Here is a 21,583-nt window from a genome sequence, read left to right as displayed (position 1 = left end):
CGTTGCGTGACGTGTGCAGGCTGAACCTCGTGCGCCCGGGCAACTATTCCGTTGCTTCGAGTCCCTAACGATTTCTTGACCTTCTCTTGGCACGGGCCCGTGTCCCGGGGGTCGGGGCGGGCCGGGCGTCGTGGCTAGAGCCAGCCCTGGCGGCGGGCCTCGCGCAGGGCCTCGGCGCGGTTGCGGGTGGCGGTCTTGCCGATGGCCGCCGAGAGGTAGTTGCGCACCGTGGACTCCGACAGGTGCAGGGCGGCGGCGACGTCGGCGACGGTCGCACCGTCCGCGGACGCCCGCAGGACCTCGCACTCCCGGGGCGTGAGCGGACTGGGGCCGGCGCTGAGCGCGGCGGTGGCGAGCGCCGGGTCGACGACCGTCTCGCCGCCCAGCACCCGGCGGACGGCTCCGGCCAGCTCCTCCACCGGGCCGTCCTTCACCAGGAAACCGGCGGCTCCGGCCTCCAGGGCCCGGCGGAGGTAGCCCGGGCGGCCGAAGGTCGTCAGGATCAGCACCCGGCAGCCGGGCGCGCGCTCACGCAGCTGGGCCGCGGCGTCCAGGCCGCTGAGGCCCGGCAGCTCGATGTCCAGGAGGGCGACGGCGGGGCGGTGTTCGAGCACGGCGCCGACGATGGCGTCCCCGGTGGCCACCTGCGCGACCACCTCGATGTCCTCCTCCATCCCGAGCAGCAGCGCGAGCGCGCCGCGCATCATGCCCTGGTCCTCGGCGAGGAGGACGCGGATGGGGCGGGGCGCGTGATTGGTCACGGGGTTCAGCGTAGGACGAACGCCTGCGGGTGCCTCCGGCGGTGGTGCGGGGTGCCTGCGGCGGCCTGTGCGGCCATCCATGTGACCCGGTCCCGCGGCCTCAGCCCCGCATCGGCAACTCCGCCGTCACCGAGAAGCCACCCCCCGCCGGCACCCCCGCCGTGAGCGAGCCCCCGGCCATGGTGAGTCGTTCCGTCAGACCGGTCAGTCCCGTCCCCGGCCCCGAGGACGCGCCACCGGCCCCCGTGCCGTTGTCCGTCACCGCCAGCCGCACCCGGCCCTCCCCGCCCGACACCGCGATCTCGCACCGGCTCGCCCCGCTGTGCCGTACGACGTTCGTGACCGCCTCCCGCACCACCCACCCGAGCAGCGCCTCGGTCTGCGGCGGCAGGGGCGGGCCGGTGCGGCGGACCACCGGTTCCACGTCCGCCGCCGTCAGCGCCGACCGGGCCCGGTCCAGCTCCGTGCCGAGGCTGCCCTCGCGGTAGCCCGTCACCGCCTCCCGGACCTCCGTCAGCGCCTGCCGGCCTACCGACTCGATGTCGCCGACCTGGACCAGGGCCGCGTCCAGGTCGCGGGGCGCGAGCCGCCGCGCCGCCTCCGACTTGACCACGATCACCGACAGCGTGTGACCGAGCAGGTCGTGCAGGTCGCGGGAGAAACGCATCCGCTCCTCCGCCACCGCCCGCGTCGCCAGCTCCTCGCGGGCCGCCCGCAGTTGCCGTACGGCGTCGGACAGGCTCAGGATCGCGGCCGTCACCATGGTGGACAGGAACGTGCCGTACGCGATGTTGATGCCGTTCCAGCCGTCCTTGAACCCGGCGACGGCACCCGCCGGCACCGCCAGGGACCAGCCCCACCGGCCCAGCCGGCGGCCACGCAGCGCCGCGCCCGCCGCGAGGCCCAGCAGCGGGAAGAAGAGCAGCCAGCCACCGCCGTACGCCAGCGCCAGACCGCAGGTCAGTACGGCCATGAGGCCGAGCGCCACCAGGGTGGACACCGACCTGCGCCGCTCCTCGTCGAACGACCTGAAGGCCACGTAGATGTACAGCGAGTTGAAGGCCAGCAGGCCCGCGCCGCCGATGACCGGGTCGGTCGTCCGGTCCTGGAAGATGTTCGAGAGGGCGCCCAGGCCCATCAGCAGCCAGGGCAGCAGCGTGAAGCCGCTGGGGGGCGGGCCGACCCGTTCCGGCGACGCGGTGGGCTCCCGCGTGTCCGGGCCGCACGAGATCCGGCTCAGCCCCCGTGTCCAGCCCATGGCCTCCTCCGGGTCCTTCTCCACCGCGCCGGTGCCGTCCGTACGTCCTGTGCGTCCCATACCAACGAAGCTACGGACCCGGCGGGGTGCGCGGCAGATGCGATTGTCCGGAGTCCGGCAGGACAAATGTCCCGGGTGGCCGGCGTCCCGTACGGTCGTCGCCGTCCAGCACCGTGCTCACCGGGCCGACAGGAGACGCATGCCCCTCGACGCAGCCCAGGCGCTCGCCGCCGCACCCCGCGTCCGCGAGATCACCTGGGACCACAAGGACGTCCAGCTCTACCACCTCGGCATCGGCGCCGGCGTCCCCGCCACCGATCCGCGCGAGCTGCGCTACACGCTGGAGTCCCGGCTGCGGGTCCTGCCGAGCTTCGCCACCGTCGCGGGCGGCGGCCCCCCGGGCGTGATCGGCACGCTGTCCGTGCCCGGTGTCGACGTCGACCTCGCCCGGGTCCTGCACGGCGGACAGGGGCTGCGGATCCACCGGCCCGTCCCGGTGCGGGGCCGGGCGACCGCCGCCTCGCGCGTCGTCGCCGTGTACGACAAGGGCACGGCCGCCGTCCTCGTCCTGCGCACCGAGACCGCGGACGCCGAGGGACCGCTGTGGACCGACGAGGCCGAGGTCTTCGTCCGGGGAGAGGGCGGGTGGGGCGGCCAGCGGGGTCCGTCCGGGCGCCCGGCACCGCCGCCGGCCGGGGAACCCGACCTGGTCGTCGAGCGCTCGCTGCGCGAGGATCAGGCCCTGCTGTACCGGCTCTCCGGCGACTGGAACCCGCTGCACGCCGACCCGGAGTTCGCCGCGCGCGCCGGGTTCGGCCGGCCGGTCCTGCACGGACTGTGCACCTACGGCAGCACGCTCAAGACGGTCGTCGACACCCTGCTCGACGGTGACGTGACCCGGGTGCGCGAGTACCGCACGCGCTTCGCCGGGGTCGTGTACCCGGGGGAGACCCTGCGGGTGCGCATGTGGCGGGCGGGCGACGACGTCGTACGGGCCGCCGTGAGCGCCGTCGAACGCGACGACGCGGCCGTCCTCGCCGACACCGTCGTCCGGCACGGGTGAGCTGGGGGCGCGTACGGCAACGACGACGGCCCCGTCCGTCGCGTGCGACGAGCGGGGCCGTGGCCGTGTCTCCCGTTGTGCCCGGCGTGCCGTCAGGCCGCCGATTCGGTCTCCTCCACCGGCTTGCGGTGGCGTCCGCGCGGCGTGGCCGCGCCGTCCCGACTGGAGACCGGTCCTCGGTGCCGGCCGTGGCCGGTGTCGGTCTCGCGAACGTCGGCACCGGCGGCCTGGATCGGCTGGGTCGTGCTGGTGTCGTTCATCGGAAGGAATTCACCCCGTCAACATGATCTTTCCTACAGCCGGGCGAGTGTAACCGGCACACCACAGCCCGAATCCAGGCGGCCACGCCAACCGGCACTAGTTCGTTACAAGCCGTGCCAACGGGGCCTGTTGCAGCGGAACCGGACGCGACGGAGCGGGTGCCGGAGCCTCCGTTTCCGCCGCCTCCACCGGAGCCCGGCGCTCCGCGCCGTCCGCCTCTCCGGCCTCGGTGAAGGGCACCGCCAGCCGTGCCACCCCGCACGGCGACTCCCGGGTGGCGTACGGCAGATGAAGCTCGCCGCCCGCCGTCCACACCCCGGCCCCGGCCAGCCAGCCGTCGGGCGCCGCGAGATGCCGCACCTCACGCTCGGCGGGCCGCCACACCCCGACCCAGCTGCCCAGCGCGCCGTCCACCCGCAACGCCACCCCGCAGCGCTCCGGCGTCAGCATCTGGCCCGGCTGGACCGCGAACGGCGTCACCGCGCAGTCCGGCATCCGCAGGCACTCCGGGAACCGCACCGGCAGCGTGCTGCCCAGCACCCCCCAGCCCAGTCGGGCGTGGCCCGGCGAGGGCGCGTCCGAGCGGATCAGCACCAGCCCGCTGTCCGGGTCGGCCAGCAGTATCCGGTCGTCGCTGTCCGCGGCGATCTGCAGCAGCGGCGACACCTCGGCGCCGCACCCCAGGTCCACCACGACCGCCTTGGTGCGCCCGCCGGTCTCCCGGTCCACGGCCAGCATCCGTCCCTCGCGGTCCAGCCAGACCCCGCCCGAGCAGCGGCCGGGGATCTCCGCGAGGTGCTCGGGCCCGAAGGCGCCCCCCGCCACCTGCCACAGCGCCGTCGAACGCGAGCCGACGGCCAGGGCGTACGCCCGCTCGCCCCCCGGTACCGGCGGCAGCAGCCGCAGCCCGGCGGCGCCGTCCGGGCACTCGATCGCGCCGAGCGGCTGCTCACCGGTGCCGGGGCCGGTCGGGTACAGCAGCGCGAAGAGATGCCGCCCGGCCGCGACGCGGTGGACCAGGACCCGCCCGTCGGCCATCGGCTGCACCTCCGTGCCGGGCTCCTCCGGCTGCCGGCCCGGCAACGGCACCGCGTACGGCTCCGGACCGTCCAGCGTCCAGCGCTCCGGGTACCAGGAGTCGCCGGCCGGGGCGAGACGCGCGGCGTAGGCGCCCTCCGCGGTGATGGCGCAGCCCGCCCGCGGGGTCCCGTCGTTCTGCGGACCACCGTCCCCGTGGTCCGCCGAAGGCTCGATAGCACAGGCTGTCATCGTTCGGTCACCTCCGGCGACGAAGCTAGTTTTCGTACGCACAGGCGGGGGACCGGGAAGGGCACCCATCACACGTACGTGTGGCACAGGAACGATTCGCCTGAGGAAAGGATGCGGGGTGTGCTGCGCGGGGCCGGTGCGCCCGGGACGGCACGCGGCGGGTACAGCGGTCCAGAACCTCCAGGTAGCCTTGCGTTCGTGCCCCGTCTGTCAGAAGTCATCGCCGCGCTGGAGAACCTGTGGCCCGCCGAGCGGGCCGAGTCCTGGGACGCGGTCGGCACCGTCGTGGGCGACCCCGACCAGGAGGTCTCCCGGGTCCTGTTCGCCGTCGACCCCGTCCAGGAGATCGTCGACGAGGCGGTGAAGCTGGGCGCCGGCCTGCTCGTCACCCACCACCCGCTGTATCTGCGCGGGACGACGACGGTCGCGGCCTCCACCTTCAAGGGCCGCGTGGTGCACACGCTCATCAAGAACGACGTCGCGCTGCACGTCGCCCACACCAACGCCGACACCGCGGACCCCGGCGTCTCCGACGCGCTGGCCGGCGCGCTCGACCTCCGCGTCGTACGCCCCCTGGTGCCGGACCCGGCCGACCCCGAGGGCCGCCGTGGCCTGGGCCGCGTCTGCGAGCTGGAGCACCCGCTCACCGTCCGCGAACTCGCCGCCCGCGCCGCCGAGCGGCTGCCCGCCACCGCGCAGGGCATCCGCGTCGCCGGCGACCCCGAGGCCCTGGTCCGCACGATCGCCGTCAGCGGCGGCTCCGGCGACAGCCTCTTCGACCACGTACGGGCGGCGGGCGTCGACGCCTTCCTCACCGCGGACCTGCGCCACCACCCGGTGTCGGAAGCCCGCGCCCACAGTCCTCTCGCGCTGCTCGACGCCGCGCACTGGGCCACCGAGTGGCCCTGGTGCGAGCTGGCCGCAGCCCAGCTCGACGAGATCTCCGACCGCAACGGATGGGACCTCAGGGTCCATGTCTCCAGGACGGTCACCGACCCCTGGACCGCCCACGCGGCGTCCGCCACCACAGCCAACACCATGGGAGCCCCCAACTGAACGCCGCGCCCGCCGACCAGATCCGACTCCTCGACGTCCAGGACCTCGACGTCCGCCTCCAGCAGATCGCGCACAAGAAGCGGTCGCTGCCGGAGCACGACGAGATCGAGTCACTGACCAAGGACCTCACCCAGCTGCGCGACCTGCTCGTCGCCGCGCAGACCGAGGAGAGCGACTGCGCCCGCGAGCAGACCAAGGCCGAGCAGGACGTGGACCAGGTGCGCCAGCGCGCCGTCCGTGACCAGCAGCGCCTGGACTCGGGGGCCGTCACCTCCCCGAAGGACCTGGAGAACCTGCAGCGCGAGATCGCCTCCCTCGCCAAGCGGCAGGGCGACCTGGAGGACATCGTCCTGGAGGTCATGGAGCGCCGCGAGTCGGCGCAGGAGCGGGTCGCCGAGCTGACCGAGCGGGTCGGCTCCGTGCAGGGCAAGATCGACGACGCCACCGGGCGCCGGGACGCGGCCGTCGAGCAGCTCGACGGCGAGGCGGCCTCGGTGACCAAGGAGCGCGAGGTCATCGCGGGCGCGATCCCCGCGGACCTGCTGAAGCTCTACGACAAGCTGCGCGAGCAGCAGGGCGGCGTCGGCGCGGCCAAGCTGTACCAGCGCAGCTGCCAGGGATGCCGCCAGGAGCTGGCCATCACCGAGCTGAGCGAGATCCGGTCGGCGGCGCCCGACACCGTCGTACGCTGCGAGAACTGCCGCCGCATCCTCGTGCGCACGGCCGACTCCGGGCTGTAGGGGCCGGGCCGGTGGCGAGCGCGGGGGCAGATCCGGAGACGGGGCCGGCGACCGGTCCGGTGCGGGAGTTCGTCGTGGAGGCCGACGGCGGGTCGCGGGGCAACCCGGGGCCCGCGGGCTACGGCGCGGTGGTGAGCGACGCGGTGACGGGGGAGACCCTGGCCGAGGCCGCCGAGTACCTCGGCGTCGCCACGAACAACGTCGCCGAGTACCGGGGCCTGCTGGCCGGCCTGCGCGCCGCGCGCGAGCTGGACCCGACGGCGTCCGTGCACGTCCGGATGGACTCCAAGCTCGTCGTCGAGCAGATGTCGGGCCGCTGGAAGATCAAGCACCCCGACATGAAGCCGCTCGCGGCCGAGGCGGCACGCGTGTTCCCGCCGGGCCGGGTGACCTACGAGTGGATCCCCCGCGCGAGCAACAAGCACGCCGACCGCCTGGCCAACGAGGCGATGGACGCGGGGGCCCGCGGCGAGCAGTGGTCCCCGTCGGCGTCCACGGCGGAACCGGACACGGCGGGTGCCGCCGGCAGCAGACGCGCCGCCCGGGCGAGCCGCGCCGGGGGCGAGCCGGGCAGCGCCGCGTCCGGGGCCGCCGCGGGGGGACCCAGGGCCGTGGCCGGTGCCGCCGACGGTCACGTCGTCCGGGACGGTCGTACCGCCGGTGAGCCGGGCGCTGACGGCGCCGCTTCCGCCGGGTCCGGAGGCGAGGCGGAGACCGCTGAGGGCGGACGCCGGGCTGCCGCGGGCGCCGCCGAGCCGGGCGGGCGCGGTGCCGTGGGCGAGCGCATCGCGCAGACGGCGCGGACCGACGCCGAGACCATGCCCGGCGCCCGCTCCTCCGCCGCCGGGACCGCGTCGGGTGCTCGCTCCTCCGCCACCGCTACGGCCGCCCACGCCCCGGCTGACGCCGATGCGCGGGCCGCCAGGACCGTGGCCACGCCCGGCTGGGGCCCGCCCGACCTGGGCGCCCCCGCCACCTTCGTACTGCTGCGGCACGGGGAGACGCTCCTGACACCGCAGAAGCGGTTCTCCGGGAGCGGCGGCAGCGACCCGTCGCTGTCGGCCGTCGGCCGCGAGCAGGCCGCCAGGGTCGCCGAGGGCCTCGCCCGGCGCGGCACGATCCAGGCGATCGTCGCGTCACCGCTGGCCCGCACCCGCGAGACCGCCGCCGTCGTCGCCGCCCGCCTCGGTCTGGAGGTGACGGTCGAGGAGGGCCTGCGCGAGACCGACTTCGGCGCCTGGGAGGGGCTGACCTTCGGCGAGGTGCGCGAGCGCTACCCGGACGATCTGAACGCCTGGCTGGCCTCCCCGGACGCCGAGCCGACCGGCGGCGGCGAGAGCTTCACGGCGACCGGCGCCCGCATCGCCGCCACCCGCGACAGGCTGGTCTCCGCCTACGCGGGCCGCACCGTCCTGCTGGTCTCGCACGTGACGCCGATCAAGACGTTCGTGCAGCTCGCCCTCGGTGCCCCGCCCGAGTCGCTGTTCCGCATGGAGCTGTCGGCGGCCTCGCTGTCGGCCGTGGCGTACTACGCCGACGGCGGTGCCAGCGTCCGCCTGTTCAACGAGACGTCGCACCTGCGCTGAGCCCCGCCGCCGCGCGGGCCAGCGCCTCGACCCGCGCCCAGTCGCGCCCGGCGACGGCATCCTTCGGCAGCATCCAACTTCCCCCGACGCAGCCGACGTTGGGCAGTGCGAGGTACTCCGGCGCGGAGGCCGGTCCGATGCCGCCGGTCGGGCAGAAACGGGCCTGCGGCAGCGGGGCGGCGAGCGCCTTGAGGTAGGCGGTGCCGCCCGCGGCCTCGGCCGGGAAGAACTTCATCTCCCGCACCCCGCGCTCCAGCAGCGCCACCACCTCCGAGGTGGTCGACACCCCGGGCAGGAACGGCACCCCGGAGCCCCGCATCGCCTCCAGCAGCGCGTCCGTCCACCCCGGGCTGACCAGGAAACGTGCCCCGGCCGCCACGACCTCGCCGACCTGCTCCGGAGTGATGACCGTGCCCGCGCCGACCACCGCGCCCGGCACCTCCTCGGCGATCGCCCGGATCGCGTCGACGGCGACCGGCGTCCGCAGCGTGACCTCGATCGCGGGCAGCCCGCCGGCGACGAGCGCCCGGGCGAGCGGTACGGCGTCCGAGAGGTCGTCGACGACCACCACGGGGACGACCGGCGCGAGATCGAGCACCGAGGCGGAAGGGGAGGAGGGCAGCGGTGAGGTCATGACCTCATCGTGCCCTCCGATGTGCATCCTCTGCAATTGACGTTGCGCACAGCGCAACGGGCCTCCCGGGAAACCGGGCTACTGGCTCAGTGGATCTCCTCCACCAGCACATCCAGCGACCACGGCTTCCCCGCCTTCGCGGGCGCCTCGGCCTCCACCGTGTACCCCAGGTCGCGCAGCGCCTCCACCAGCTCCGCAGGGCCCTCGGGCGCGCTGCCGGAGCTCAGCAGGCTCCGCACGATCCGCCCCTTCGTCGCCTTGTTGAAGTGGCTGACCACCTTCCGGGTCGGCGCGTGCAGCACCCGCACGGACGCGGTCCGCCCGGCCACCTCACCCTTCGGCTTCCACGCCGCCGCGTACGCCGCCGACCGCAGGTCCAGCACCAGCCCGTCCCCGGCGGCCTCGGGCAGCACCTCGGCCATCGGCGCCCGCCAGTGCGCGCCCAGCGCCCCCAGCGCGGGAAGCTTCACGCCCATCGAGCACCGGTAGGACGGAATCCGGTCGGTCACCCGCACGGCACCCCACAGTCCCGAGAACACCAGCAGCGAACGGGCGGCCCGCTTCCTGGCGGCCGTGTCGAGGGAGGCCAGGTCCAGGGCGTCGTAGAGCACACCCGTGTAGATCTCGCCTGCGGGCCGGGCCCCGGCCGTCCGCAGCTCCGCGTTCTTGGCCACCTCGCCGCGCAGCCCCTCGCTCAGCCCCAGCACCTCGCGCGCCTTCTCCTCGTCCCCGGCGCACAGCTCGACCAGCTCGCCGAGGACGGTCTCCCGGGCAGGCGTCAGCCCCGGAAGGGACAGCGTCCCGGGCTTCAGCGGGGCGCCCCGGCCGGACGGCGCCTTCCCCTCCGACGGCGGCAGCAGGACAAGCACACGTACTCCTTCGGTCGAGCTCTGGGCCAGGGTACGGGGTGCCTTCCGGGGGGCCGGTGCCCGATACTCGCCGAAGCCGATCACCGGGAGGGGAGTCTCATGGGGCGCAGGGGCAGAGTGCGGACCGTCACCACAGTGCTGACGGCCGTCGTCGTCGGCCTGACGGGCGGCTGCTCGTCGGGCGACACCGCGCAGGACGACGAGACGCGACAGCACTACTGCTCCGCCTTCGGGACCTGGCAGCGGACGAAAGCCCGGTCCGAGAACGCCGACGTCGCCGGATACGCGGCCCTCGCCGCCGCGAGACGGCTCGACCGGGAGGGCCTCGACAAGTCCGGCAGCCACGTCCTCCAGGACACCGCCCTGGCCATCGACACCGCGGACACCGCAGCCGAAGGCCGCGCGGCGACCTACTGCACGGACGCCGGCTTCGAGACGTACGTCCGCTGAGCCGCGCCCCGGGGACGGTGATCCTGTGCCACGAGCGAGGGAACGGTTCCCGATCTCTCGGACAGGTGATCACCCCATCCGGGCCAGGACGACTACCGGCAGCACTGCACCGTCGCCTTCGGGAAACCGCTCACTCTGCCCGCCCCCTTCTCCTTCGACCTGGACACCGCCGACTTCCTCTGACCACCCTGGGACGGGGGTGGAAAAAGGTGACCGCACGCGAGCAGGCACGGTGGACCAGGGCCCGGCTGGGGACGGGCGGGCCGCCCCTCGACCTGCTCACCGCCCGCTTCGACCGCCACGTCTACGCCCCGCACGCCCACGACGAGTTCACGGTCGGCGTCACCGTCGGCGGCCTGGAGGTCATCGCCTACCGGGGCGGGCACATCCACTCGGGGCCCGGGTCCATCGTCGTCCTGGAACCCGGCGAGATGCACACCGGCGGCCCCGCCGCCCCCGACGGCTACTCCTACCGCGCCCTGTACGCGGCGCCGTCCCTGCTCGCCGACGGCACGCGCGGCGGCCTGCCGCACTTCCGCGAACCCGTCCTCCAGGACCCCGAACTCGCCCGCGCCCTGCGCGCCGCCCACACGGACCTGGCCCGCCGCCCCGACCCGCTGGAGGCCGAGTCCCGCCTCCCATGGCTGCTCACGGCCCTGGCCCACCGCCACTCCACGGCCCGCGCGGCCGACGACGCGGTCCCGGGAGCCGACCGCGTCGCCCGCGTCGTACGCGACCGCCTCGCCGACGAACTCCTCGCCCCGCCCTCCCTGGGGGCACTCGCCACCGACCTGGGCCTGTCCCGGTACCAACTCCTGCGCGCCTTCCGTACGACGATGGGGATACCGCCGTACGCCTGGCTCGCCCAGCACCGGGTGGCCAGGGCGCGCGGGCTCCTGGACGCGGGACTGCGGCCCGCCGAAGCGGCGGCGCTGGTGGGCTTCGCCGACCAGGCGCACCTGACCCGGTGGTTCCGCCGCGTCCTCGGCGTGACCCCGGCCGCGTACCGCAACAGCGTTCAAGACGGCGGGTGAGCGCGGCACGCAGACTGCGGGCATGACTGCACGCGGCTGGGCCCTGTTCTCCCTGATGGGAATGGTCTGGGGCATCCCCTATCTGATGATCAAGGTGGCGGTGGAGGACCTCTCCCCGTCCGTGGTCGTGTTCACCCGGTGCGCGCTCGGCGCCGTCCTCCTGCTCCCGTTCGCCCTCCGCCAGGGCGGCCTCGCCCGGACGGTCCGGGCACACTGGATACCGATGCTGGCCTTCGCCGTCATCGAGATCATCGGCCCGTGGTGGACCCTGACCGACGCCGAACGCCACCTCTCCAGCTCCACCGCCGGCCTGCTGATCGCGGGCGTGCCCATCGTCGCCGTCCTCCTGGCCCGCTTCTTCGGCGCGGAGGAAAGGGTCGGGGCCCGCCGGGTCACCGGACTCGCCGTCGGCCTCGGGGGCGTCGCCGTCCTCACCGTGCCGCACCTCACCGGCGGCGACGCCCGCTCGCTGGCCGAGGTGCTGGTGACGGTGGTCGGCTACGCCACCGCGCCCCTGATAGCCGCCCGCCACCTCAAGGACGTCCCGACCCTCCAGCTCATCACTCCCTGCCTGACCCTGGCCGCCGTCGTGTACGCTCCCGCCGCCTTCCTGACCCGGCCCGCCGCCCTCCCCCCGGGCGAGGTCCTGGCAGCCCTGGCCGGCCTCGGTGTCGTCTGCACCGCCATCGCCTTCGTGGCCTTCCTGGAACTGATCAAGGAGGTCGGCCCGACCCGCGCCGGCGTCATCACCTACGTCAACCCCGCCGTCGCCGTCGCCGCCGGCGCCCTCTTCCTGGACGAGGACCTGACCCTCGGCATCGGCGTCGCCTTCACCCTGATCCTGGCCGGCTCGGTCCTCGCGACGGCCGCCGCCGGTCCGCGGCGGGAGGCCCGCCGGGTACCATGGTCGATACGGCAGACGAGCCGGGCGGGCGGCCGCGTGGAGTCCCTTGTGGGACTTCCCGAGGAACGTCCGGGCTCCACAGGGCAGGGTGATGGCTAACGGCCACCCGGGGTGACCCGCGGGACAGTGCCACAGAAAGCAGACCGCCGGAGACCTCGGTCTCCGGTAAGGGTGAAACGGTGGTGTAAGAGACCACCAGTGCCCAGGGCGACCTGGGCAGCTAGGTAAACCCCACCCGGAGCAAGGTCAAGAGGAGACGCCTCCTCGCAAGATGGGGCGGCTCTGCGCGGACGATCGAGGGCTGCCCGCCCGAGTCCGCGGGTAGACCGCTGGAGGCCGGTGGCAACGCCGGTCCTAGATGGATGGCCGTCGCCGGCGGGACCGCGAGGACCCGCCGGAACAGAACCCGGCGTACAGCCCGACTCGTCTGCCGCCCTCACCGGGCCGCCGTCACGGAACCTCCACGATCAACGGCATTCCCCCACCCCGACGGCCCGGCCGGTCCGGCGGCCCGTGCGTGCAACGGGGATCGGCGTACGTATAGTTGGCTGGAAATCGACAGCACGTGCGGACGGGGGACCGGTGTAGCCCAAGCAATTGAGGCGATGTGACGTCGCGTCGGTGCGGCTCCTGCCCGCATCACCGCCCTTGGCCGGACTCGCCCGGCCTCGTCCCGGATACCACAGCGGGGCGTACGAGCGATGGGTTCGCGACGAACTCGGATTGCTGACGGACCATGCAACAAGCGGGGTTTTCTCGCACGTCAGGGTGATTAGCATGAGCCGTACGTGGACGGAAGATCGCCCTCCTGTTGGCTGACCTCTCTCCCGGCCCGCGGCTGCTCCGTGCCGTCACCCCGATTCCCCTGCTCTCACCGACCGAGGGACCGCTCCATGCCAGTGCCTGCTTCGCCCAGCCAGCACCGACCGGCGGCGGCGCCGCGCACCTCGTCCGCCGCACGGCCGGTCGTGCTGGTGACGAGCGCCGCCGCCGGCGGCGCGACGGTCGCCCTGGCACCGTCCGACGCCTTCACGTGGGTCCTGGCCGTGGTGGTGGTCGCCTGGGTGTGCGTGGCCGTCACCGTCCTCGTCGGCCACCGGCTGGTCCACCGGGCCCGCGGCGCGGCCGCCGAGCGGGAGTCGGAGAACGCCCGTCTCCGGGCCGAGGCGGCCCGGCTGTCGGTCGAGATCTCGCACCTGGCCGGTCTGACGCTGCCCGCCGTGGCCGAGCGGCTGCGGGAGGGCACCAGCGCCGCCGATGTACTGGCCAGCGTGCCGCCGCCGTCCGACCCGCACCTGCAGCGGCTGACGCGCACGTTCGCCACGGTCGTCGAGGAGGACGCGCGACGCGTGGCCGCCCTGGAGGGCGAATACCACGCGCTGCGCGGCGAGATGGACCAGGCGGCGGCCGAGCACGAGCGCTTCGTGAAGGAGACGCTGCCCGCCGCGGTCGCCCGGCTGCGCGAGGGCCGGTCCGCCGACACCGTGCTCGCCGAATCCGAGCTGCCCCGGCTGCCGGAGCTGCGGGTCCCGGCCGAATCGTTCATCCGCGAACTCGCCCACAGTGAGCGGCGCGCCGCCGCGGCACAGGCCGCCTCCGCCAAGGCGCTCAGCCGCGTCCAGGCCAAGGCCGTGCGGATGCTCGCCGACCTGCGCGACATGCAGGAGCGGCACGGCGAAGAGGTCTTCGGCGACCTGCTGAAGCTGGACCACAGCACCTCCCAGCTCGGCCTGATGACCGACCGGCTGGCGCTGCTCATGGGCGGCAGGTCCAGCCGCGCCTGGAACAAGCCGATCGTGATGGAGAGCATCCTGCGCGGTGCCGTCGGCCGCATCGCCGCCTACCAGCGGGTGCGCCTGCACTGCTCCACCCGCGCCGCGGTGTCCGGCTTCGCCGCCGAGGGCGTGATGCACCTGCTCGCCGAACTGATGGACAACGCCGCGAACTTCTCCCCGCCCATCGACGAAGTGCACGTCTACGTCGAGGACCGCAGCGCCGGCATCGTCGTCACCATCGAGGACAGCGGTCTGAAGATGGCCGACGCGGCGATGCGCCGCGCCGAGGAGGCCGTGACCGGCCGCGTCACCGACCTCGCCTCGCTGCAGGGCACCCGGCTCGGCCTGGCCGTGGTGGGACGGCTCGCGGTGAAGTACGGCATCAGCGTCAACTACCGCCCCTCCTCCCGCGGCGGCACCGGCGTCGTCGTCCTGCTGCCCCTGCATCTGCTCGCCCAGCAGCGCGACCTGGTCCCGCACCGGACGGCCCCCCGGCCCGAGGCCATGCCGGCGGCGCTCGCGCCCGCGCCGGTGCCCGACGCCACCGAGCCCCCCGCCGCCCCGGCCCTGCCCGCGGCCGCCGAGCGCCCCGCGGCGGCGGCCCTGCCGGCGGCCACCGAGCCGACCGCCGCACGGCCCGAGCCGCCCGAGCTGCCCGGACAGCGACGCCACCGGCGGCCCGAGGGCACCACGCCGAACGGCCTGCCGGTGCGAGCCCCGGGCCGCACCATGGCCGAGGCCGAGCGCGAACGCGAGCAGCGCCACTCGGCGTCCGGACAGACCGGTGACGCACCGCCGGCCCGGCGCCCGGCACGCGACGCGGGCTCGCGGTTCGGCGCCTTCCACCGCGCACGGCAGTCCGCGGACGGTACCGCCGGACCGGCTGCCCGGCCCGGATCCGAGCCGCCCGCGGCTCCGTAGTCCCCACCCCTTCCCGTACGGCGTCCGGAGCGACGGCGCCCCTTCCCGCTCGAGCTCGTGAGATAGGAGGAACGGGCCGGTGGCCGGTCAGCCGGGCACCACCGTCCCATCACCCATCATGCAGACCACCGACAACAGCCTCAGCTGGCTCCTGCAGAATCTCCTGGAGCAGACCCCCGGCGCCCGCCACGCGCTGGTCCTGTCCCGGGACGGCCTGAAGCTCTGCTGGAGCGAGCACCTGACGCTCGACCTGGCCGACCAGCTGTCGGCGATCTGCTCCGGCATCCAGGCCCTCGCCCAAGGGGCCTCCATGGAGTTCGGCGACGGCACCGGCGGGGTCCGGCAGTCGATGACCGAGTTCCACGGCGGCCTGCTGTTCATCGTGGAGGCCGGCGAGGGCGCGCACCTCGCCGTCGTCGCCGGGGAGGACGCCGATCCCGGAGTGGTCGGCCACCAGATGACGGAGCTGGTCGAGCAGATCGGCGAGCATCTGCGGGCCGAGCCGCGGGACCAGGCCAGGGCGAACGGCACCGCGTGATGCGCAAGCCCGTCGACACGGGTGATCCCGACCGGCTCTACACCGTCACCCGTGGACGGAGCCGTGCCGACGAGTCCTTCGACCTGGTCACCCTCGTCGTCAGCGAGAGCGGGCCGGTGCCGGGGATGCAGTCGGAGCTCGCCCGGATCCTGGAGATGTGCCGGCACCCCACCGCCGTCGTCGAGATCGCCGCGGAGCTCGCACTGCCGGTCACGGTGGTGCGGATCCTGCTCGGCGATCTGCTGGACACGGGCCGCATCACCGCCCGCCACCCGCGCGCGGCCCAGTCCGTCGCCTCCCTGCCTGATTCCGCCCTACTCCAAGAGGTGCTCCATGGGCTCCGCAACCTCTGAGCTGCCCTCCCACCGCACACCGCTGAACGACACCGCGGAGACCGGTCTGAAGATCGTCGTCGTGGGCGGATTCGGCGTCGGCAAGACGACCTTGGTCCGCTCGGTGAGCGAGATCCGGCCGCTCAACACCGAGGAAGTGATGACCCAGGCCGGCGTCGGCGTCGACGAGACCGGTGCGGTGACGGCGAAGACCACCACGACGGTCGCGTTCGACTTCGGTCGGATCACCCTCAACGAGCGCATGGTGCTGTACCTGTTCGGAGCGCCCGGCCAGGAGCGCTTCTGGTTCCTGTGGGACCGGCTGTTCTCGGGAACGCTGGGCGCCGTGGTTCTCGTGGACACGCGGCGGATGGACGACTCCTGGTACGCGATAGACAGGCTGGAGCACCACCGCACGCCCTTCGTGGTGGCCGTGAACCGGTTCGACGACGACGCCGTCCGCTACTCCCTGGACGAGATCCGCCAGGCGCTCGCCCTGCCCGCGCACGTGCCGATGGTCGACTGCGACGCGCGGGTCAGGCAGTCCGGCAAGGACGTCCTGCTCACCCTCGTCAACCACCTGCACGACATGGCCATCGCCCAGGAGGCGACACTGTGACCGACTCCGGCTACCCCTCCGCGCGATCGGCGCCCCCGGGCTGCCCCGCCCACGCCGGGGCGGTGCGTCTCGGGGGGCTCGAGTACCAGCAGACGCCGTCGCAGCTCTACCGCGCGCTGCGCCGGGAGCACGGTCCGGTCGCGCCGGTCCTGCTCGACGGCGACATCCCCGCCTGGCTGGTGCTGGGCTACTCCGAGGTCACGTACGTGACCAGCCATGACGAGCTGTTCGCGCGCGACTCGCGGCGCTGGAACCAGTGGGACGCCATCCCGCCGGACTGGCCGCTGCTGCCCTTCGTCGGGTACCAGCCGTCGGTGCTCTTCGCCGAGGGCGACGAGCACCGGCGGCGGGCCGGGGTGATCACCGAGGCGTTGGAGGGGGTCGACCAGTTCGAGCTGTCCCACGACTGCCTGCTGATCGCCGACGATCTCATCGCCCGGTTCGCCGGGAGCGGCCAGGCGGAGCTGATGGCCGACTACGCGCACGCCCTGCCGATGCGCACCGTGGTGCAGATGTGCGGGATGCCGACCTCGGGCGAGGACACCCGCCGGCTCGTCGACGACCTGCGGATCTCCCTGGACGCGGGCGAGGGCGACGACCCGGTGGCGGCGTACGGGCGCGTGGGGGAGCGGCTGCGGCAGCTCGTGAAGGACAAGCGGGCCGCCCCAGGCCCGGACGTCACCTCGCGCATGCTCGCGCACCCGGCGGGCCTGACGGACGAGGAGGTCGTCCAGGACCTGATCTCGGTGATCGCGGCGGCGCAGCAGCCGACCGCGAACTGGATCTGCAACACGCTGCGGCTGCTGCTGACGGACGAGCGGTTCGCCGTGAACGTGTCCGGCGGCCGGCTCAGCGTGGGCGAGGCGCTCAACGAGGTGCTGTGGCTGGACACGCCGACGCAGAACTTCATCGGGCGGTGGGCGGCACGGGACGTCCAGCTCGGCGGCCGGCAGATCCGGGCCGGTGACTGCCTGGTGCTGGGGCTGGCGGCGGCCAACACCGACCCGCAGATCTGGCCGGAGGGACACGTGGGCGCGGAGAACGCCGCGCACCTGTCGTTCAGCAACGGCGAGCACCGCTGTCCCTATCCGGCTCCCCTGCTCGCGGACGTGATGGCGCGGACGGCGGTCGAGACGCTGCTGGAGCGGCTGCCGGACCTGGTGCTGGCCGCGGACCCGGAGGAGCTGACCTGGCGGCCGTCGATCTGGATGCGCGGGCTGTCGGCGCTTCCGGTGCGGTTCACACCGGTGGTGCGGTAGCGCGAGTTCCGGGCCCGTGACCAGGGCCCGGATTCCGGCGCGGACGGCGAGGGGGACGGACCGGTACGGGTCAGTCCTTCACGGGGGTGAAGCGCACCGGGAGGCTCTGCGGTCCCCGGGTGAACACGCCCTGCTCGGCCGGTTCGAAGCCGTCGGCGAGGCGCACGTCGGGCATGGCGTCGAGGAGCTGGCCGACGCCGGTCTCCACCTCCGCCTTGGCCAGCAGCGCGCCGACGCAGAAGTGCCGGCCGAGCGCGAAGGCGAGATGGTCGGCGGCGGCCGAGAAGGCGGTCGTGGTGGTGAGGTCGTCGCGGAATATGTCGAAGCGGTCGGGGTCGCGGTAGCGGCTCTCGTCGCGGTTGGCTGCACCGATCAGGCAGGTGACGGTGGCGCCCGCGGGTACGGTGCCGCCGCTGAGCGTCACCTCCGTCGCGGACTGCCGCATGATCATGTGAACGGGCGGCGTGAACCGCAGGGTCTCGGCGAAGGCGCGCGGGATCAGCGAGCGGTCCGCACGGACGGCGGCGAGCTGGTCGGGGTGGAGCAGCAGGTTCGCGAAGATGCCGGCGATGGCCTTGTCGGTGGTCTCCCCGCCGGCGGCGAGCAGCAGGCTGCAGAACGCCTTGACGTCCTCGTCGCTCATCCGCACCCCGTCGACCTCGGCGGCGCACAGCGCGGACAGCAGGTCGTCGCCCAGGTTCTCGCGGCGTTCCCGGATGATCGGCAGCATGTACTCGGCGAACTCCACCCGGGTCCGCTCGCCGGCCGCCGTCACCTCGGGGTCGCCCGAGAGGTTCCCGAGGAAGGCGATGACGGCCGTGTACCAGCGGTGGAAGCGGGAGTGGTCGGCCTTGTCCAGGCCCAGCATGTCGGCGATGACGTTGACCGGGAAGCGGGTGGCGTAGTCCGTGACCAGGTCGGCGGAGCCGGTGTGCCGGAAGGCGTCGATCAGCTCGCGGGAGTTGCGCTCGATCACGGGAAGGAACTTCCGCTCCAGGTCGCTGCCGCGGAAGGCGGGGGCGACGAGCGCTCGGCGCACGGCGTGCTCCCGCCCGCTGAGCTGGAGGATCGTCTTGCCGTGCACCGGTTCGATCTGCCAGGCGTAGTTGTCCGTGGTGAACTCGCCGGCCTTGTCCTTGAAGACGCGCTCGACGTCCTCGTAGCGCGAGACGATGTAGCTCTGCGTCGCCTCGTGCCAGATGAGGGGCGCGGTCTCCCGCATGACCCGGTAGGCGGGGTAGGGGTTCGCCGCGAACTCGGGCGAGAGGATGTCGGGCACCTGCTGGGCGGTGGACATGGGGCTCCCAGGATCGTGACTTGGTGTACCGCACAAGGTTATTGATCAACCATCAGTTGCGACAGAGTGTCCGGTGGCCGACTGAGCCCGGGGTGACAGGGGGGATCCCGGGTGACGGCCGGCGCCTGACGTTCCGTAGTCTCCTGGCTGTTTCGCGCAACATCCGGTGCAGGAGGAAGCAGACCGCATGGCCCACACGCGATACGACCAACGGGTCCGGGTGTTCGTCCAGGTCTGCGGCGGTGAGCACGACTGGCGGGAGGCGGAGGCCCGCTTCGAGGCGCACGGCTGGCCGGTGCGCGACGCGCACCCCGCGGGCAGCGGGCCGCTGGGCGCGGCGCTGGAACCCGACCCCGCGTCGCGCGTGTACGAGGTGGAGGTCCGCCTCTTCGGCGCGGCCAAGGGCAGCGACCGGGGCGCGGCCGACCGGGTACGCAAGGTGCTGCGCGCCGCCCACCTCGAAGGCTACGTCCGCCGGGCCGAACCAGTGGAGCGGGACCGGGAGTTGTTCCCCCACTGGAGGGTCGTCAGCACGGCCCACCGGCGCCCGGGCAGGCAGCCGGCCTGGCGGAGGCACCTCATCCGCGCCGCCACGCGGCTCGGCAGACACGACACCGGCGGCTTCGTCGCCGGCGGCCCGCGCCAGGCACTGCGACTGGCCCGCGCGGACGCTCCCGCCGGTGGCCCCCGTCCCGCCGTGGCCGTCAGGCCACTGGACGGACGCCGGCGCGAGCCCGCCCCTTACCGGCGGGAGGAGCAGCTGGAGCGCTCGATCTACCGGCTGGTCCTGTGGACCCTGATGTCGGCGGGCGCGCTCACGCTGGCCTCGGCGGCGATTCCCGGCGCCCCCCGGTGGATCCTGGGGACCCTGGCGCTCTTCGGCGCCTGCGGCTCCCTCTGGTCCGGCTGGGACATGAGCCGGGCGGGCAAGCGGCAGGAGGGCGTCTTCCTCGCCCTGCTCTGTCTGCTGATCTTCGCCGCCTTCGGGATGGGCCTCCTCAGCAGCGACGGCAAGGCCTGGACCCCGCGCGAGACCCTCACGACCGCGGTGGTGGTCTCCGTCCTCGCGGGGCTGTGGCTCCTGGTACGGCAGTGGACGTGGGGCGAGTGGGTCGCCTGGGCCGTTCCGCTGGCGGTGACCCTGACCGTCTCCGCGTTCGTGGCGGCGGGTTCCGTCCTGCACGCCCTGTACGCGGACGGGCTCTCGCTCAGCCCGGGGGATCTCGACGTGCCCCCGGTCTGGCAGTTCGCGGCCGCGGTGAAGCTGCTGGTGATGCTGAGCCTCGTCATGATCGTTCCCGCCTGGTGGGGGTTCGCCAAGCACCGGCACCATCGGTACGCCACCCCGGGGGACGGCACGAACATCATCCTGAACGTGTGCCTCTTCGTGGCGATGCTCGCCGGTGCGGGGCTGCAGGCCTGGGATTCCGCCGCGACGGCCGTGGACCGGACGGTCGCGGCGGCCGGGCGCGGCGAGGACCCGCCGTCGTACTTCGGTGTCGAGCCGGAGTGGACCTGCGTACGGCTCGTGGTGCCGGCCGGTGAACTCGCCGGAGAGGGACCGCCGTTGAAGCCGGGCATACCCTACCTCTCCTTCGGTGTCGCGGGAGAGACGGCGGTCCTGTGGGATCCGGCCACCCGCGAACCGGTGAAGCTGCCGGCGAACCAGGTGTGGCTGGGGCCGGCGGAGTCGGGAAACGTCACGTGCCCGGGACGACCGCCCGCCAAGTCGAAACTTTCGTAGGGCTGTCCTCGCGTTTCTGATCTACCTGGCGGCTGTTCCTCCCGGGAAGTACTTCATTGCTGGTCGGTAGGTTCCTGAGCTGCCTGTATCCGATCCGCTCTCGATCTCTTCGTGTCCGAAGCTTTCGAAACAATTACCGAAAGTATTGACGCTTGACGGGGACAGGCCAACACTGGCGCCGTTGTCGAACCCCCCAGGAGAGGAAGCACCGCCATGAGCGTGCTCGTCCAACCCGCGCGGCGCGGAAGTCGCGGCGTCGCGTTGTTCGTCCGAAGCGCGTGGGCCGTCGCCCTGGCCGCCCTGGCCGCGCTGATGCTGCCGGCCACCGCCCACGCCGACACGGTCGTGACCACCAACCAGACCGGCACCGACAACGGCTACTACTACTCGTTCTGGACCGACAGCCAGGGCACCGTCTCCATGAACATGGGGTCCGGCGGCCAGTACAGCACCGCGTGGAGCAACACCGGCAACTTCGTCGCGGGCAAGGGCTGGAGCAACGGCGGGCGCAGGACCGTGCAGTACTCGGGCACGTTCAACCCGTCCGGCAACGCGTACCTGGCTCTCTACGGCTGGACGTCGAACCCGCTCGTCGAGTACTACATCGTCGACAACTGGGGCACCTACCGGCCCACGGGCACGTTCATGGGCACCGTGAACAGCGACGGAGGCACCTACGACATCTACAGGACGACGCGGTACAACGCCCCGTCCGTCGAGGGCAACCGGACCTTCGACCAGTACTGGAGTGTGCGGCAGTCCAGGCGGACCGGTGGCACCATCACCACGGGCAACCACTTCGACGCCTGGTCGCGCGCCGGGATGCCGCTGGGCAGCTTCAACTACTACATGATCATGGCGACCGAGGGCTACCAGAGCAGCGGCAGCTCCAACATCACGGTCGGCGGGACGAGCTCCGGCGGTGGCGGCGGAGGGGGCGGTGGCGGTGGCTGCACCGCGACGCTGTCGGCGGGACAGAAGTGGGACGACCGGTACAACCTCAACGTCTCGGTGAGCGGGTCGAGCAACTGGACCGTGACGATGAACGTGCCGTCCCCGGCGAAGGTCCTGTCCACCTGGAACGTCAGCGCGAGCTATCCCAACGCGCAGACGCTGACCGCCAAGCCGAACGGCAGCGGGAACACCTGGGGCGCCACCATCCAGGCCAACGGCAACTGGACCTGGCCGACGGTGAGTTGCAGCGCGGGCTGAC

The 21,583-nt window shown here is 73.4% G+C and carries 20 protein-coding genes, 1 other RNA gene and 2 pseudogenes; 16 read left to right on the top strand and 7 right to left on the bottom strand.

Features of this window, described 5'->3' with window-relative positions:
- Positions 1-134: 134 nt before the first annotated feature.
- Positions 135-761 carry a response regulator transcription factor gene (locus tag ACIRG6_RS01875; protein WP_364817611.1) on the bottom strand — a complete coding sequence of 209 codons (627 nt, stop codon included), beginning with the start codon at positions 759-761 and terminating at the stop codon, positions 135-137.
- A 100-nt stretch (positions 762-861) separates the two neighbouring features.
- Complete coding sequence (locus ACIRG6_RS01870; protein ID WP_403320227.1) at positions 862-2,079, bottom strand: sensor histidine kinase; 1,218 nt, start codon at positions 2,077-2,079, stop codon at positions 862-864.
- 139 nt (positions 2,080-2,218) lie between these two features.
- Between ACIRG6_RS01870 and ACIRG6_RS01865 the strand changes: the two genes are divergently transcribed.
- Entirely contained in the window at positions 2,219-3,082 is an 864-nt protein-coding gene (locus tag ACIRG6_RS01865; RefSeq protein WP_364677382.1) for a MaoC/PaaZ C-terminal domain-containing protein, read from the top strand.
- A 92-nt stretch (positions 3,083-3,174) separates the two neighbouring features.
- On the opposite strand, the gene ACIRG6_RS01860 is transcribed toward ACIRG6_RS01865, so the two are convergent.
- Positions 3,175-3,342, bottom strand: a complete 168-nt coding sequence (locus tag ACIRG6_RS01860; RefSeq protein WP_239768414.1) for a hypothetical protein — start codon at positions 3,340-3,342, stop codon at positions 3,175-3,177.
- 97 nt (positions 3,343-3,439) lie between these two features.
- Entirely contained in the window at positions 3,440-4,612 is a 1,173-nt protein-coding gene (locus tag ACIRG6_RS01855; RefSeq protein ID WP_364677384.1) for a hypothetical protein, read from the bottom strand.
- A gap of 198 nt (positions 4,613-4,810) precedes the next feature.
- Here ACIRG6_RS01855 and ACIRG6_RS01850 point away from each other — a divergent pair, with 198 nt between their 5' ends.
- From ACIRG6_RS01850 to ACIRG6_RS01840, 3 genes are read left to right on the top strand one after another with little or no spacing between them, the layout of a single operon-like run.
- Positions 4,811-5,668 (top strand): Nif3-like dinuclear metal center hexameric protein, encoded by an 858-nt coding sequence (locus ACIRG6_RS01850; protein ID WP_364677385.1) that lies wholly within the window; start codon positions 4,811-4,813, stop codon positions 5,666-5,668.
- Positions 5,665-6,408, top strand: a complete 744-nt coding sequence (locus ACIRG6_RS01845) for a zinc ribbon domain-containing protein (RefSeq protein ID WP_239768590.1) — start codon at positions 5,665-5,667, stop codon at positions 6,406-6,408. The genes ACIRG6_RS01850 and ACIRG6_RS01845 overlap by 4 nt, the downstream gene beginning before the upstream one ends.
- 59 nt (positions 6,409-6,467) lie before the next feature.
- A complete protein-coding gene (locus tag ACIRG6_RS01840) occupies positions 6,468-7,994 on the top strand; it encodes a bifunctional RNase H/acid phosphatase (RefSeq protein ID WP_364817973.1) in 1,527 nt (508 codons plus the stop codon).
- Here the strand turns inward: ACIRG6_RS01840 and eda are convergent.
- Both eda and yaaA read right to left on the bottom strand, forming a co-directional pair.
- On the bottom strand, positions 7,969-8,628 hold the full coding sequence (eda, locus tag ACIRG6_RS01835) for a bifunctional 4-hydroxy-2-oxoglutarate aldolase/2-dehydro-3-deoxy-phosphogluconate aldolase (protein WP_364677387.1): 660 nt from the start codon (positions 8,626-8,628) through the stop codon (positions 7,969-7,971). The genes ACIRG6_RS01840 and eda overlap by 26 nt on opposite strands.
- Positions 8,629-8,714: 86 nt before the next feature.
- Positions 8,715-9,497, bottom strand: a complete 783-nt coding sequence (yaaA, locus tag ACIRG6_RS01830; RefSeq protein WP_403320224.1) for a peroxide stress protein YaaA — start codon at positions 9,495-9,497, stop codon at positions 8,715-8,717.
- Positions 9,498-9,596: 99 nt separating this feature from the next.
- On the opposite strand from yaaA, the gene ACIRG6_RS01825 reads away from it, so the two are divergent.
- The 10 genes and pseudogenes from ACIRG6_RS01825 to ACIRG6_RS01780 all read left to right on the top strand — a co-directional run bounded on the left by ACIRG6_RS01825 (position 9,597) and on the right by ACIRG6_RS01780 (position 17,329).
- Complete coding sequence (locus tag ACIRG6_RS01825) at positions 9,597-9,947, top strand: hypothetical protein (protein WP_364817616.1); 351 nt, start codon at positions 9,597-9,599, stop codon at positions 9,945-9,947.
- 78 nt (positions 9,948-10,025) lie between these two features.
- Positions 10,026-10,130: pseudogene (locus tag ACIRG6_RS01820) on the top strand (Uma2 family endonuclease); the annotation flags it as partial.
- Between the two features lie 26 nt (positions 10,131-10,156).
- Positions 10,157-10,981, top strand: coding sequence for an AraC family transcriptional regulator (locus ACIRG6_RS01815; protein WP_364677393.1), 825 nt, complete (start codon positions 10,157-10,159; stop codon positions 10,979-10,981).
- A gap of 22 nt (positions 10,982-11,003) precedes the next feature.
- Positions 11,004-11,831 (top strand): annotated as a pseudogene (locus ACIRG6_RS01810) (DMT family transporter); the annotation flags it as partial.
- 70 nt (positions 11,832-11,901) lie between these two features.
- An RNA gene (gene rnpB / locus ACIRG6_RS01805) (RNase P RNA component class A) lies at positions 11,902-12,315 on the top strand.
- Between the two features lie 463 nt (positions 12,316-12,778).
- Positions 12,779-14,581 (top strand): ATP-binding protein, encoded by a 1,803-nt coding sequence (locus tag ACIRG6_RS01800; protein WP_364677395.1) that lies wholly within the window; start codon positions 12,779-12,781, stop codon positions 14,579-14,581.
- A gap of 118 nt (positions 14,582-14,699) precedes the next feature.
- Positions 14,700-15,119, top strand: coding sequence for a roadblock/LC7 domain-containing protein (locus ACIRG6_RS01795; RefSeq protein WP_239768433.1), 420 nt, complete (start codon positions 14,700-14,702; stop codon positions 15,117-15,119).
- Positions 15,116-15,472, top strand: a complete 357-nt coding sequence (locus ACIRG6_RS01790; RefSeq protein WP_364677397.1) for a DUF742 domain-containing protein — start codon at positions 15,116-15,118, stop codon at positions 15,470-15,472. Before ACIRG6_RS01795 ends, ACIRG6_RS01790 begins: the two co-directional genes overlap by 4 nt.
- Entirely contained in the window at positions 15,453-16,070 is a 618-nt protein-coding gene (locus ACIRG6_RS01785; RefSeq protein WP_318218343.1) for a GTP-binding protein, read from the top strand. The genes ACIRG6_RS01790 and ACIRG6_RS01785 overlap by 20 nt, the downstream gene beginning before the upstream one ends.
- Positions 16,067-17,329, top strand: coding sequence for a cytochrome P450 (locus ACIRG6_RS01780; protein ID WP_364677398.1), 1,263 nt, complete (start codon positions 16,067-16,069; stop codon positions 17,327-17,329). Before ACIRG6_RS01785 ends, ACIRG6_RS01780 begins: the two co-directional genes overlap by 4 nt.
- Positions 17,330-17,399: 70 nt before the next feature.
- Here the strand turns inward: ACIRG6_RS01780 and ACIRG6_RS01775 are convergent, their stop codons facing one another.
- Positions 17,400-18,626, bottom strand: a complete 1,227-nt coding sequence (locus ACIRG6_RS01775) for a cytochrome P450 (RefSeq protein ID WP_239768437.1) — start codon at positions 18,624-18,626, stop codon at positions 17,400-17,402.
- Positions 18,627-18,813: 187 nt separating this feature from the next.
- Between ACIRG6_RS01775 and ACIRG6_RS01770 the strand changes: the two genes are divergently transcribed.
- Both ACIRG6_RS01770 and ACIRG6_RS01765 read left to right on the top strand, forming a co-directional pair.
- Entirely contained in the window at positions 18,814-20,370 is a 1,557-nt protein-coding gene (locus ACIRG6_RS01770; protein WP_364677400.1) for a hypothetical protein, read from the top strand.
- 213 nt (positions 20,371-20,583) lie between these two features.
- A complete protein-coding gene (locus tag ACIRG6_RS01765) occupies positions 20,584-21,582 on the top strand; it encodes a glycoside hydrolase family 11 protein (RefSeq protein WP_364677402.1) in 999 nt (332 codons plus the stop codon).
- Position 21,583: the final 1 nt, after the last annotated feature.

Origin of the sequence: Streptomyces flaveolus, from assembly GCF_044765825.1 — a bacterium.
Lineage (GTDB): Bacteria > Actinomycetota > Actinomycetes > Streptomycetales > Streptomycetaceae > Streptomyces > Streptomyces flaveolus.
Note: the sequence above shows the minus strand (reverse complement) of the source record. Positions and strands in the feature narration are given on the sequence as shown.